This window comes from Saccharophagus degradans 2-40 (assembly GCF_000013665.1).
Taxonomy (GTDB): domain Bacteria; phylum Pseudomonadota; class Gammaproteobacteria; order Pseudomonadales; family Cellvibrionaceae; genus Saccharophagus; species Saccharophagus degradans.
The window spans coordinates 177,250-191,976 of the sequence record NC_007912.1; the positions used below are offsets into that span (position 1 = coordinate 177,250).

The following is a 14,727-nucleotide window of genomic DNA, read 5'->3' on the forward strand; positions in this document are numbered from 1 at the left end:
ACGAATGAGAATAGGGTTGTTCATAGACACCTTTAATTTAGGTGGAGCAGAAACCATGCTATTGGATATAGCTGGGCTGCTAAAGGCAAGTGGCCACACACCTATATTGCTACATTTTGGTAACCCTTATCTAAAGGAATACGCTGCTAAGCATGGGTTAGAGAATTACATAGTACCTAACCACAAGGCCTACAAAAAAACGCTCACCCTGCCAATTTTTGCTTTTAAGACAACTTCTTTTCTCAAAAAGTTGCAGTTAGATTGTTTGCACACACACCTATTCGGTTCTATTACCGGCATGGCAGTACCGGCTAAGCTCGCTGGCATAAGGCATGTAGGTACTTTACATGATGTTTACACCATCGAAGAAGCACCAAAACGCATAAACTTATTGAAAGTGGCGGTAGCTTTTGGAACCAAGCTCATCGCTGTGTCTTCTCCAATGCGAAACTTTTATCAAGCGCGCGGTAACTTTAAACCAGAAAGGCTTACGTTTGTTGCGAATTTTGTGCCGGCTTATGCTCACAGCGGTGATCGTACAGAGGTAAGAGCCGCGCTAGGTGTAAACGAACAAGACTTTGTGATTTTTAGTGTGGGACGATTGGTGTCTCTAAAGCGGTTTGATTTAATTATTGATGCCGCCAAAATATGTAAGCAAACGCACAGCGACAAAAATATTAAAATATTTATTGCCGGTGGTGGCGAGCTTGAGCAACCGTTAAAGCAGCAAATAGCACAAACACAAACGCAAGGTGTTGTTACATTGCTTGGTGAGCGCAATGATATTCCAAAACTATTAAGCGCGGCAGATACTTTTGTACTTGCCTCAGATACAGAAGGAATGTCTCGATCTATCCTAGAGGCCATGGCTGCGGCACTTCCAATAATTGCAACCGACGTTGGCGGCAATAGCGATCTAGTTGTACCAGACCAAAACGGCTATTTAGTGCCGCCAAATAATGCCTCTGCTTTGGCAGAGAAGTTTGGGTTTCTAGCAGGTGAACAAGAAATTTGTAATAAATTTTCCACTTGCAGCAAACAATTCGCCATTTCCAAATTTGGAGCCGAACAATTTTTGGCTCAGCACTTAGCAAACTACCAAGGCAAGTAATATGAGAATTCTTTGGGTGTCACACCTAGTACCCAACCCGCCTAAAGCTGGCGTTTTGTTGCGCAGCCACTACTTGGTTAAAGAGTTAGCCAAGCATCATGAAGTAGATTTATTAGCTTTCTCGCAAAAAGGTTTACTCGCTCCATACTTTAATTCTGTAGAAGAGGGCTTGGAAAAATCTAAAGAAGTGCTAGAGAGCATGTGCGGCAAGGTAGAGTTTTTTGAGTGCCCTGTCGATAAGTCCAAATTTAGCAAAATTTGGTGTGCGCTATACAGTTTAGTTTCTGCACATCCTTACAATATTAATTGGTTAAAAAGCAGTGCATTTGGGGAATGCTTAGAGCGATGGCATAAAGAAAATCCATACGATTTAATTCATTTCGATACCATTAGCTTAGCACCCTACGCAGCAGGCGTTTCAAATACCACGTTAGCCTTGGATCATCACAACGTAGAATCGCACATGCTAATTCGTCGTGCTGGTTTAGAAAGCAACTGGCTCAAAAAATTATACTTTTGGCAAGAGGGCAAGCGGTTAGAGGCGTTAGAGAAAAAATACTGCCCGCAATTCCAAACAAATATTACCTGTTCCGATTTAGATAGTGAGCGTTTCGAAAGCTTCATTCCTGCTGCCAATTTTAAAACTATACCCAATGGTGTAGATACGGAATTTTTTAAGCCGGGTAATAATCTACCTGCCGCTAAACGCTTAATATTTATTGGTACGCTTGATTGGTACCCAAATACACGTGCCGTGCAATACCTAGCACACAAGGTGTGGCCGCTTCTTAAAGACAAGCACCCAGACATGCAAGTGGATATTATTGGATCAAAGCCGCCGGCAGACTTAGTGGAACTAGCAAAAAAAGATTCCCGCTTTAAAGTACATGGCTTCGTTGACGATTTAACCCCTTACTTAGAGCAAGCAACGGTTTACGTGTGCCCCATCGACGATGGTGGCGGTACAAAGCTAAAGCTACTCGATGCATTTGCAGCCGGCAAGGCCGTGGTTGCACACCCGGTAGCTTGCGAAGGCTTGTATGTGACAGATGAGAAAAATGTATTGTTAGCCGATTCGCCACAAAAGTATGTAGAAGCTATCGAGCGGCTCATAAGTGACAACACCTTACGGCAACAAATAGAAAAAAATGCACGCCAACACGCGGTAGATAACTTTTCTTTTGCATCAATTGGTAAACAGCTTGCCGATCATTACATGCAAATTAATGCAGACCATAAACGGTAGTTTTAATTTTACTCACCATTAACATTACGGAAGAATTATGTGCGGCATTGCTGGCCTAGTTAGCCCAAGCTTACCGATAGACTCTTTGAAAGCAACTGCCACAGCTATGGCACAGGCCATAGAGCACCGCGGCCCAGATGCAATGGGTGTGTGGGTAGAACAAGAGCAAAAATTAGCTTTTTCTCATAGACGACTATCAATTCAAGATTTGAGTGAATCTGGTGCGCAGCCAATGCATTCCCATAGCAAGCGCTACACCATTGCTTTTAATGGTGAGATATACAATTTTCTTGAAATTAAAAAACCACTCATAGACGCAGGGTTTGAATTTAGGGGCCATAGCGATACCGAAGTGTTGCTATGCGCAATAGAGCATTGGGGGTTAGAGCAAACCATAGCAAAAGCGAAAGGTATGTTCGCCATAGCTCTTTGGGATAGTCAGACTAAGGTGCTTACTTTAATACGCGATCGCATAGGTGAAAAGCCACTTTATTACGGCGTTATAAATGGTTCTTTTGTTTTTGGGTCAGAGCTTAAAGCCATATTTGCCCATACGCCTGCTAAAGCGCTTACGCTAAATAAAGTGGCTATCGCTTCGTTTTTGCGTCACGGCTACATCAGTGCCCCTAACTCGGTATTCGTAGAAGTTAAAAAGCTTTCACCAGGTTGCCGTATAGATATAAACCTAGCCAAACAAAGCGATTGGTCGATTGCGAACCTTACGCCACAGCCGTATTGGACAGTTGCGCAAAGTGCTAATCAACCTTATTTATATACCGAGCAAAATCAAAGCGAAGCAATAAGTGCACTGGATGAAAAAATTAACAAGGTTATTAATGAGCAATCTATAGCGGATGTACCACTTGGCGCTTTCTTGTCTGGTGGTATAGATTCGACCGTTGTAAGTGCTGTGTTACAAGCGAACACCAGCACAGCAATAGATACTTTTACTATTGGTTTTGAAGAAAAGTCCTTTAACGAAGCTGAATTCGCCAAAGAAATTGCGAAGCACTTAGGCACCAAGCATCACGAGCACTACGTAAATCAGCAAGACATACTAGAGCTAGTTAATATATTGCCTCGTGTATACGATGAACCCTTTGCAGATGCCTCTCAGCTACCCACTATTCTAGTTAATCGCTTCGCTCGAAGTGAATTAACGGTATGCCTATCTGGCGACGGCGGCGACGAGTTATTTGCCGGGTACAATCGCTATGTATTTACAGAAGCTGTACTGAAAAAAGCGGCAGCTCTACCCGCGGTATTTAAATCGATACTAAAAGCGCTAATTACCAGCGTAGCGCCGGGTAAATGGGACAAGCTCTACCAAGCGCTTAACAGTATTGCTAAACGTAAAGGCGGCGCAGAGTTTGGAAACAAGCTTTATAAAATGGTGTCTTTGGCCGATGCTAAAAGTAAGGCAGCAGCCTACGAATATTTGATGAGCTATTGGCAGCAACCGGAGCAAGTACTAAAAGCTTTTAATGGTGAGCTTGCAATGCAGTCGCCATTAAGTTTAGAAGACGATTTTATAAATGCAGCCATGGCATGGGATCAACAGTGGTATCTACCCGGGGATAACCTTACCAAAACAGACAGAGCGAGCATGGCTGCGAGTTTAGAGCTGCGTGCGCCCTTGTTAGATATTGAGCTTATAGATTTCGCCTGGACGGTGTCACCAGAGCTAAAAGTAAGGGATGGTAAATCCAAGTGGTTACTGCGTGAAGTGCTTTATAAATATGTGCCCAAAGAGCTAATAGAGCGCCCTAAAATGGGTTTTTCTGTACCAATCAGCCAATGGATAAGAACCGATCTGTCTGCATGGGTAGACGAATTATTAGATAAAGAGTTCATAGAAAAGCAGGGCATATTTAATTACGCACCCATTCAGCATGCTTTATTAGAGCATAGATCTGGCAGTTACGATCACGGTAAAAAACTGTGGACCCTATTAATGTTTCAAGCATGGTTTAAAACCAATATTATCGATGGGTAATATCAATTCAAGAGTCGCTATGAAAAAGCATTTGTTAATCGTTAGTAAATCTTTTATTTACTCTACTAAGAACGTAAATATGACTAAATACGTTCGAATGAAAGATCATTACAGTGGAGATATACTCGGTACCACCAATAAAAAGCAATTTAAACACTACGAAGAAGATGGCTTTTTATTTGTAACTTCTTACCTATCCGATAGATTAAGCAGAATTAAGCTGCTAGTAACGTTAAAGTTTCTATTGCACGCCACCTGTACAGCTATCTATCGCCATTATTTTGTTAAAAAATACGATTTAATTATAGCGAGGGAACCAATATTAGCAGGCCCGCTAGCGCTATTAATTAAACTGTTTACTGGGGCAAAATTAATAACCGAGCTTAACGGCAACTACGTAAGCCCGGTAGTGTGGGAAGATATAGAAAACAAATTTATTAGAAACTTAAAACTGGGTTACTCTAAAAAGGCTATTCCCTTTGTATTAAAACGTAGTAATGGTATTAAGTTACTGTACCCTTCGCAAATTACTCCGTATCTGTCTGAAGAAGAACAACGCAAGCACACAATTAGTTGCTTTCACGAATATACGCCCATTTCTGAATTTCATAAAAGCACTGTCGAAGAAGACTTTATTATGACTATGGGCTATCCATACAATATTAAAGGCTTCGATATACTTGTATCTGCCTTCGACAAAATAGCCCATAAATTCCCAACAACTCAGGTGCACCTAATAGGGTACTTAGAAACTGCAGATAGGCAGTACTTAGAATCGCTACATTCTCACCCAGACCAAATAAAGCTGTTAAAGCCGTTAGAGTACGATGCGGCAATGGAAAAAATAAGCAAAACAAAATGCTTTGTGCTTGCTTCACGTACAGAGGCAATGGGGCGCGTATTGCTTGAATCTATGGCCCACGGCAAGCCGGTTATTGGTTCCACTGCAGATGGTATACCCACATATATTCGCGATGGGGTTAATGGCTACGTTTTTGCAAGCGGTAACGTAGATCAACTAGCGGAAAAACTTGAGGTAATGTTGTCTAGCGGTAGTAAACGCAAGATGTTAGGTGATGCAGGCTACGAAATTGTAATGGCTGAGTTGAGTGAACAACAATATTTAGAGCGCTATGGTGCATTGATAGAAAACGCATGTGGCGACGGAAAGAAAAAATAACTGTTATGAAAAATATTAGATTAGTTAGTAAATCAATTTATTATATATTAAGAAATAACATTGAGGATTTTATAAAGCTTAAAATGCTTAGAATTATTGCTTGGGCTATTTTTTGCATTGGCTTTATAACTCCTAGAAAAATGTCACGATATAACCTTTGGATGTTATCTCATAGAGTGTATCCAAGTTCTAGTGTTGAAACATTCTTAATCAACCGAAAAAATGTGTTACTAGAGCTAAGTGGCCCTATGATTATCCCCGATAAAATCATCGGTGATAAAGTCGGAAAGAAAAGAGCGATTATCCTTAAAGCTCCTCGATTTGATTCTAGGTTGCATGTGGTGGAAAAGGGGGTGCTACTTATTAAATTTAGTACAACATTTAAATTCTACCTACAAAATATAGATTGTGAGAAGCTCTTGGAGTGTTTTCACATTGTTCTTGAGCCCAGCTGGGCTGGATATTGTTTGCCTGAAATTATCGGTTGGACGAAGTATGACCAGAAAATAATAATTGAATGTTCAGAAGTTCAAGATTACGAGTTTATCAAAAAATTAAATTCTAATTTAATCCCCGTGAGGTTTGGGTCGTCAGACTGGGTTGATCATAGAGTTTTCTATCCGAAGGAAACCAATAAAATATATGATGTGATTTATATTAGTAATTACAATAGTATCAAACGAAATCATGCATATTTAAAAGCGATAAAAAATATCCGAGTCCCAAATTTTAAGGCCGCTCTTGTATGTAATTCTTGGGGGGACTGTAAAGATAACGTACAAACTCTTATCGACTTTTATGGGTTATCGAAAAGTTTAGATGTTTTCGAGGCGCTGAAGCAATCAGAGCTTAATGACTTGTTGAACCAGAGTAAGCTAAATGTATTGCTTTCTTTGAAGGAGGGTAGCAATAGGTCTATTTTTGAATCTATGTTTTCTGGTATTCCTGCGATAGTTTTAAAAGATAACGTCGGCGTGAATAAGGAGTATATTAATTGCTCTACAGGAAAACTTATTGATTCCCGAAACTTAGAGGCCGAGATTATCGATGTGTCCGATAATTATCTTGACTACAGTCCTAGAGTATGGGCCTTGGAGAATATATCAACATATGCGACAAAGAGAAAATTAGACGAGGAGCTAAAATTTCTTGCTGAAGAAGAGGGCTTAGAGTGGAATATGGGAACTCATTTGAAAGTTAATATACCAGAGGCGCATTATTTTGATGATGCTTTAGCGGGCCAATATCCTTCTTCGGAGGAGCTATGTGATGTGTTTGATTTGAAATTTAATCCTGATGAAAGACTTAAAATGGTAAGTGAGTTATTTGAGAAGTATTAAAGTATCTATTGCTTTTTACTGAAGAGATAAAGTGTGGAAAGTGATACCAAGCCTAAAATTTAATTTATCCAGCTGAATTAACTATGGTGTTGGGTTGCTAGTAGTAGATTATTTTTTTACTAAAGTGTTTTTATATATGTATATTATAAATAGCAAATTTCGCAAAAAAGGAGATGGTGTTTGTCTATAAATGGGCAGTTAAACAAACTAAGCCAGATTGATTCTTTACGTGGTGTGGCTATTCTAATGGTGATTGTTACCCATGTTTGCCCAAGAACAATAGATGTTCACTCTTTTATAGCAAGTTTATGTGTTTACGGTAGGATGGGAGTTCAGCTATTCTTTGTAATGTCCGCGCTTACTCTTTGCCTATCAATGAAAGCTCGGTCTAATGAGGGTAATGCGTTAACGAAGTTTTATGTTCGACGCTTTTTTCGAATAGCACCTGTTTATTATTTTGGAATAGCTCTATATACGACTATAAGTGTATATCAAAATTCTCTCGGAAACGTCGATTTTTCAGATATTTTCTTTCATCTAACTTTAACTCATGCGTTTTCTATGGACTCATTTCTTTCAGTAGTTCCTGGTGGATGGTCAATAGGAGTTGAGTGTGCGTTCTATTTAGTGTTTCCACTTTTATATAAATATTTGGTTGATAGCGATGGTTATTTTAGGCTGATTATTGGTTACGTTGTTGCAATCATATGTGGAGTAATAAGTGTTCAGATACTGGCGTTATTTTTCCGAATTAAGGAGGACCCATGGGAGATATCCTATTGGAATATGTTTTCCCAGTTGCCAGTTTTTATGGCAGGGTTATTACTTTATAAGCTGTATAATATTAGTGTGATGAGGGGGCGCTCGATGTTGATTCTATGGGGCGGATTTTTGTTTTGTACTATACTCTCTCTACTAAGCTATAAGATTAAGTTTCCATTTCATGTCACTTTAATTACAGTTTTTTCGTCGCTATCCTTTGTGTTTCTTTATTTTATTTTCGAACGTAAGCGCTATTTGAATCCTGTTTTTTTGCAAAATATCGGTAGAGCTTCTTATTCGATGTATATCTTCCACTTTGTCGTAATGTGGGGGTACTTCTATCTAATAAATAAATTTAATTTCAACACGCCGTCTCCCGGTATTAACTTAATTATTCATTTTTCTATAGTTGTTTGGTTTACCTATCTGATTTCGTCGCTTTCTATGAAGTTATTAGAGAATAACTTCATTCTCCTGGGGAAAAGGGTGATCAATCGGATGAATTGATAGAGGTTGTATCGATAAGCTAAGTTTGAATTTGAAGAAATATTAGGTTCTCATCTTTATAAAGTATTTCAGAACAGCTTGAAAAAGGCTCATACCTTTGAACAGAAAAAATAATAAAGTACTTAATTTCAGCGTTAGCATAGTCGCATCCCTGTTCAAATAGTCGTTCTTTAAGATTCATTAAATTGCGCCAACGAAGAATGTCCACTTTTTGTGTTGGAACGAATTTCCATTCGACTAGAGTGGGGCGAGGAATATCTCGTACGAGCTGTATCGCCTTTGTATCCCACTTATTCGCTGGGTCGAGCAATACAATTTCATTCTCGTTGGTGTTGTTACGAACAGTTTCGATAAGTTCTGCAGTTGCATATCTTGGTTCGGGTGTTTTTATCTGTAGTACTTTTTCTTTTGCAATAGGAAGTAAAGCACTTGCCACGCAAAACAAGGTAACAAAATAATAGGGTGTGTTAGAGGTTATTGAATTTCTTATCTGTATTACAGCTAACATTATAAAAAATAATAGTACTAGTCCGGTTGGTCTAAATAGATAAAATTTTCCGAAGAAAAGAGTGTTTCTGTCAAAAAACGAAATGATCAAAAACAGTATCAAATATAGTCCGGCAACCCAAGTAAGTGCACTAAGCCAGTTCGTAGAATCTTTTTTGAAGCAATACACGCCAAAACAGATAATTATTATGAGCTTTGCTATGCCAATCGCCCAACTAGCTAGGAAAACGTACAGGCTTTGAAAGGGGTCTGTATGGTGTGGGTTTCTAATTCGTGTATAGATGTAGTCAGATGTGTAATCTGCAACGACGTCTGTTTTTATAAGTAGTTCTGGTACAAGGAGCGCCAGTAATAGTGACATCATTAGTGTAAATATGCCTGCATATTGCAGTAGCTTTAGTATGTTTTTTTGATAGAAAAATACCGTACTAAAGATAAACACAGTCCAAAACAACCCAACCAAAAAGTGCATATAAGTGGCAGCAGCAAGCCAAACTAAAGCAGTTATGTGCTTCTGATTGAGGCAATTATGTATAGAAAGGAACACAAAGATATAGGCAAAGACTTTAGACTCACCGCCGCGAAAGAGCCACGCACCGCCAAATAATTGTTGGCCAGCTAGTATAAAAGCACAAATAATTAAGGTTGCATCCACTACCCTAAATTTGAAATTACGAAACAGGAGCGCTAAAGCAAAGGCATAACCAAAAATGGCTAAAATTCGTACAATGGCATGAGAGGTCTCATAACCTAAGTATTTGACGAGATTACCAATGAGAAACTCTGGGACAATCCGACCCCTAGAGGCATCAAATATAGCGTGATTTTCAGGAAAAGCAGTCGGCTCAACGGTTTTATACGAAAGTTGGAAGTAGTTCTCTTCGTTTCCATCCCAGTTTACGGGAAAAAGAGTAATGGTAAATATGCATAATAACGCTAAAAAAACGTATCTGAACTGTTGCTGACTAACGATCGATTCGTATTTTTCGAAGAACTTCATTCCTAGAATCTCTTTTGCGGGGGGCTTAGTTGAGGTTTAAGTGTCAAGCAGTAGCATCAAGTACGCTAACTAGCTTAGAATCTGTCGATAAATTATTGGTGGTGTGAGTCAGTAAGCGGTATTTGCGAAGGATAGTTGCTCGTAACCTTAAATAAATGCAGACTTTGATAACGGTAATCTTGGCATTTTACATGATAACTTCTCAAAAAAACCTATTTTTAGGGCGATCACCATTTGGCGCCAAAATTCACTAGTTGTTAAAAATGCGAACTACAGCCTGTTTTTTAAAGTCTTATAGTCTTATTGGAACATTTTTAAACATATTTTCGTTTATCGAACGTTCTCAATACATACTATAGTGAATACGTAATTATGTTAGGTATGCTATTGAGTAACCTATATGGCGCGTATATATCTATTGGAGTACTGATATGAAAATTTTATGTCGAGGGGCGATTACTTGGGCTTTTATGCTCATGGCTTTGAATTGCTTGGCGCAGGATTGCTCACTACCAGAGCATGGTGATTTGTTTGTCGACAAGGACTGGCACTCAGAAAATAATTTTGTTGGCGAAATGGATGGTAAATACCCTGAAACGGGTGTTGCTCCATTTCGAACAATTCAGCAAATGCTTGACGCGATCCAACCTGGACAGTGTGGGTTTGTGAGGGCTTCAGAAGAGCCTTACATTGAGCTGGGTAAAAAGCCTGGTGAAGCCGTTGCTGGTAATACCTTTATGCATGGTGGTGAGTCTGAGGAGGCGCGGGTAATTGTTTCCGGTTATCCTGGTGAGCGGCCAGTAATTGATATTCAACGTCAACAGGATGGGGCTGGCCATGGCGTTGCAGGCTTTCTTGTGGCTAGGGGCAATTACATAACCATCCGTAACTTTGAAATTAGAAATACGACAAGTTCTGGCATAATGATGCATCATGCTAATACTAATGAATATATTACGGTTGAGAACTGCCATATACATCATAGCTATGGAGTGGATAATATTGCCGGAGTTAGATTGGATTGGTGTATAAATTGCCTAGTACGAAACAATGTTATCCATGATACCTACAAGATTGCCTCTTCAGATAATGTCACTACAGGTGAGCCGGTAATGTTTCATTCTGGCGTTCACGGCTATCGGCCAGGGAACACAGTTATTGAACATAACTTGATTTATAACGTTAAAAAAGGGGTGTATCAGAAAGAACCACATCCTGATGGGCTCAAAAGTAATGTCGTAAGGTACAATATTTTTCATGATATAGATGAAGTGGTGTTCATGTTGGGTAACATGGGGGCGGGAATGACCCCTTCTTACGGGGCTGAGTTTCATCACAATTTACTTTACAACACTGAAGGTGGTGTAACCGCTAGCTTTTATGAAGCGAACGGGACGTCAACAGGCTTAAAGGTTTATAACAATACTGCCGTAAATGTTAAAACATTTTTGGGTATGTCAAATGTTGTTGGTGTATCTCTCTACAATAATTTGTTTTATGAAATTGGGCCATACCCAGCTTTGATGGTTGAGAGACCAGGGGACGCACCACGTAAAAATGGATTCGATGAAATAGACTACAATTTATATTACAACACCCCAGTTCTATCTTATTTGGATCGAAGTTTGAGTACCGATCAGAGGTTTTCAACACTAAGTGATTGGAAGTTAGCAGCCGTTGATCCTGTTCATACGGTAGAGCTTCCGTCTAAAATCGAGCAACATGGTGTATATGCCGACCCCAAATTCGTTTCTCTAACTGATCGTATTTTTACTCCGTTATCTGGTAGCCCAGCAATTGCTGCAGGAAAAGGAGGTAGCACAATCGGGGCCTATGGAAATGGCGTAAGAATAGGCCCAGATAGTACAATGGTAGACGAAAAAATAGTAAAAATGAGATCACCAAGTATTAATTAAGCTGTTAGTTACACTTTTTCGTGATGGTTTCAATTGTTGCTAACGTCGCATAACTTAATGTTCCCCACATTACGATGTGGGGATAGTAGCCTACAGAGATAAACGCGCCAGATACCAAAAAAGGAAAAATTGATATATAAAGTGCCTTACACATTAGGCCAAGCCCTATTAGATTAGGGTCAGGATTTTGAGATTTGAAAATTGACCTTTGAGTTTTAAATAATCTGCTTGCAGTCGTAATAATAAATGTAATGTAGATTAACATACCGACAAGTGCTAGATCGGCCAAAAGCTGAAAATATAATGAATGCGTTTGTCGTCCATGGAGGGATCTCGCGTCTGGGTACCACCAGCTAGCCTGATCCTGATAGCTATTTACGTTCCACGGAAAATTACCTGCACCAACTCCCCAAATTGGGTTGTCTTTAAACATTATCCATGAGATTTCCCATGTTTCGATTCTTTCGCTTCGAGTGCTATCGTTTGGGTCGGATATACCTTGTACATCCTCTAAATATCCTTCCGGTAAATAGCTTAGGAGTATTGACCCTGCCAAAAGTACTAATAAAGACCCAGTGAAAAGTATTTTCAGTTTAGATTTAGAGAATAACCAGAGCATACCTGCAGCGCTTACAAGGCCTAATAGCCCCCCTCTAGAGCGCGTAGCAATAATTGCAACACATGCTATTAAAAAAAGCGTTTTTAATAGGAACTTATGTTTAGGTGTGATATTTGGCCAATAGGAAAAATAAAGTATTATTGGTAATACCATGGCAACACCTAAGGCTGCATCATTTTCATCGGCTAAAAAGTCGCCGGAGCCTTTCCCGCCATTTTTAAATATTATTAAAAATACGAAAAAATGAGATATGCACCATAAACTAATAAATACTTTGTATTTTTTTAAGTTACGAACTAACAGCGTCACTGCGATTGCAACTGGTAAATATTGGAGAAGCCAGGTGATACCAATTGTTATTGAAATGGTATGAACCGACCACAAAAAACTTACTAGGCAAAGCCCTCCAAACTTTACAACAAAACTTATAGATGGCATCTTGAGAAGGTTTTTATCGAAGTTTTTTATGACCCAAAAAGTCAGTAAAAGCGCGATGATGCCTGGTAGTCGGAGGGGCTGGAGGAACGTGAATATCTCTTGTGGTCTTGTATACATAAATATTATATGTAAACAAAGAAGAATCCAGCCAGTCCGAGCTTCGTTATCAGCAAGTTCAGTAGTAATATGAGAGTAGAGAAGTTGATTGTTTTTCACGTTGGCGAATCCACTTAATTTATATGAGTCGTGCGAAAGGGTTGTAGCACGGGGATTTATAAGGGTCGACAAGGTCTATTGATAAGTACTTCACAGGCTTATTCTCATTCATTCCGTTGATAAAAAAATCGCTGCTCTTTAGGAAATAAGTAACAATATAATTTTCAAAATAGTTAATTCTATCATTTACCATCTGATGGCAAAGATCAGTAGTTCTGCAGCCATAAGAAAAATCAATTAACATGACTTTTGTACGTGATTTTGCGACCTCTTGAGCGTAGGCGGCAGCAAATTTGTTAAGGTCAGCTTTGCTAATCTTTAAATAATGTAAACGAGTTTTTATTACTTCTTTAACAATATCTTGATAGCTATTTGTGCTGAAGCCGATGAAGGTTCCGCCTGCGGCTAAAGCTGCGGCGGTCGCAGCTAAAAATAAACGCCTTTTCATAAGGATTTGTCTCCTATAGCTCGCTGGCGCTTTTTAATGCTACCGCAGAAACGGTAAGGCTTGGATTTGCTGGTGACATGGCAGAGAAGCTGCCGGCCCCAAGTACCAATAAGTTTTTCATGCCGTGTACAAAGCCGTGCTTGTTTACTACTGAATCGCTAGGGTCGTTGCCCATTAAATGGGTGCCTAGTATGTGCCCTTCTGCGGGAAGTATTTCGGAAAACTCGTAATCTTCTATTGGTAAAAAGCCAAAGTATTGCTCGAAGTTGTTTTTAATGTGGTCTACGCCATTGTGTAAGTATTGCGTATGGCCTGCATAATGTACATCAGGTATGCGAATGTTACTTGAAAGCGAAACCGTACTTTCAGGCGCGTATAATTCTTCGAAAACAAACTTCATGCCTAGCCGGTGTGTGTACTTACCGCGCTCTAAGCGTATGTGTGGCGTGTTAAATGTCTCCACTATACAAGCCGCTCGATCTTTTCTATGTTCCCCATCATAAAGGAAGTAACCGTGGCCCGTAAGGGCTGTGCCACCGTCTAGGTTTGATTGGTTTATTAGGTTTACTTCCACCCCTAGGCCAACGTGCTCTGCTAATCCTTTGCCTATATTGGCGTTATCAATATTAGAGCCTAACAATATATGCGAGTTGAACAATGGGTTGGCACCTAACATAAATAGATCTGCTTCTACTTCGTGTCGCTTGTCTTGCTCGTCTAAATAGATAGCTTTACTTACAACACCGTTGCTGTGATCTAGCGAAATGACTTGGCTGTTGGTTTGTAAGGTTACACTGGGGTGCTGATAAATGTGGCTTAATTCATTTAGTACTGTAAATTTCGAGTCTATGGGGCAAAGGTTGCATACACCTGTAGCGCAGCATTTAGGCCTGTTGGGCGTGCCCAAGCTTGGTCTAGCGCACGGTGCGTTATAAAATTCATTTGGGTAGTGCTGCTTAATGAGCTTATCTACACTGGTAAAATTATGAGGCGGCTGCGGGTATGAGCGGCTTCTTGGGAAGGGGGTATGCTCGCTTGGCCCTGCAATTTGCATTATATCTTCTGCGTCGCAATAGTATGGTTCGAGCTCTTCGTAGCTTATGGGCCAGTCTTGGCCTACGCCGTAAAGTGTTTTTATTTTAAAGTCGTTGGGCAGCAGGCGAGGGGATACCGCCCACCAGCAATTTGAACCGCCACCGAAGCCGGGCGTATATACCCAGGGCTTTTCGGGTGTGTGGTTATTAATAAGTTTGCGATAGTCTTTATCTGATACCACGCCGCTGTAGTCGTCCTCAGGCCGGTTCTCTACACGCCAGCGGTGGGTGAGCTTGCTGCCTAGCTCTAATACTAGAATTCGTTTGGCAGGAAACCGCTCTAAATAACGCTTTAAAAAAAAGCTGCTGGCAAAGCCAGTACCTACTATAACTAAATCATATTTCAT

At 39.9% G+C, this 14,727-nt stretch carries 11 protein-coding genes; 7 read left to right on the forward strand and 4 right to left on the reverse strand.

What is annotated here, in order from left to right; all coding sequences use genetic code 11:
* Positions 1-4: 4 nt before the first annotated feature.
* From SDE_RS00745 to SDE_RS23230, 6 genes are all read left to right on the forward strand, one after another.
* Positions 5-1,111 carry a glycosyltransferase family 4 protein gene (locus tag SDE_RS00745; protein ID WP_011466632.1) on the forward strand — a complete coding sequence of 369 codons (1,107 nt, stop codon included), beginning with the start codon at positions 5-7 and terminating at the stop codon, positions 1,109-1,111.
* 1 nt (position 1,112) lies between these two features.
* Positions 1,113-2,357 carry a glycosyltransferase family 4 protein gene (locus SDE_RS00750; RefSeq protein ID WP_011466633.1) on the forward strand — a complete coding sequence of 415 codons (1,245 nt, stop codon included), beginning with the start codon at positions 1,113-1,115 and terminating at the stop codon, positions 2,355-2,357.
* Between the two features lie 37 nt (positions 2,358-2,394).
* Positions 2,395-4,353 carry an asparagine synthase (glutamine-hydrolyzing) gene (gene asnB, locus SDE_RS00755; RefSeq protein WP_011466634.1) on the forward strand — a complete coding sequence of 653 codons (1,959 nt, stop codon included), beginning with the start codon at positions 2,395-2,397 and terminating at the stop codon, positions 4,351-4,353.
* 79 nt (positions 4,354-4,432) lie between these two features.
* Positions 4,433-5,533: a glycosyltransferase family 4 protein gene (locus SDE_RS00760; RefSeq protein ID WP_158303836.1), complete on the forward strand. Its 1,101-nt coding sequence runs from the start codon at positions 4,433-4,435 to the stop codon at positions 5,531-5,533.
* 5 nt (positions 5,534-5,538) lie between these two features.
* Positions 5,539-6,873, forward strand: coding sequence for a glycosyltransferase (locus SDE_RS00765; RefSeq protein WP_011466636.1), 1,335 nt, complete (start codon positions 5,539-5,541; stop codon positions 6,871-6,873).
* Positions 6,874-7,053: 180 nt separating this feature from the next.
* Positions 7,054-8,142 (forward strand): acyltransferase family protein, encoded by a 1,089-nt coding sequence (locus SDE_RS23230; RefSeq protein ID WP_011466637.1) that lies wholly within the window; start codon positions 7,054-7,056, stop codon positions 8,140-8,142.
* Positions 8,143-8,161: 19 nt separating this feature from the next.
* Here SDE_RS23230 and SDE_RS00775 read toward each other — a convergent pair whose 3' ends face one another.
* The gene (locus SDE_RS00775; protein WP_011466638.1) at positions 8,162-9,649 is read right to left on the reverse strand and encodes a hypothetical protein; all 1,488 of its coding nucleotides are present in this window, start codon (positions 9,647-9,649) and stop codon (positions 8,162-8,164) included.
* 431 nt (positions 9,650-10,080) lie between these two features.
* Here SDE_RS00775 and SDE_RS00780 point away from each other — a divergent pair, with 431 nt between their 5' ends.
* Positions 10,081-11,565, forward strand: coding sequence for a right-handed parallel beta-helix repeat-containing protein (locus SDE_RS00780; RefSeq protein ID WP_011466639.1), 1,485 nt, complete (start codon positions 10,081-10,083; stop codon positions 11,563-11,565).
* 4 nt (positions 11,566-11,569) lie between these two features.
* On the opposite strand, the gene SDE_RS00785 is transcribed toward SDE_RS00780, so the two are convergent.
* The 3 genes from SDE_RS00785 to SDE_RS00795 are packed head-to-tail and all read right to left on the reverse strand — an operon-like array spanning position 11,570 to position 14,727.
* Positions 11,570-12,838 (reverse strand): O-antigen ligase family protein, encoded by a 1,269-nt coding sequence (locus tag SDE_RS00785; protein WP_041323972.1) that lies wholly within the window; start codon positions 12,836-12,838, stop codon positions 11,570-11,572.
* Positions 12,839-12,857: 19 nt separating this feature from the next.
* Positions 12,858-13,286: a hypothetical protein gene (locus SDE_RS00790; RefSeq protein ID WP_011466641.1), complete on the reverse strand. Its 429-nt coding sequence runs from the start codon at positions 13,284-13,286 to the stop codon at positions 12,858-12,860.
* 13 nt (positions 13,287-13,299) lie between these two features.
* A complete protein-coding gene (locus tag SDE_RS00795) occupies positions 13,300-14,727 on the reverse strand; it encodes a GMC oxidoreductase (RefSeq protein WP_011466642.1) in 1,428 nt (475 codons plus the stop codon).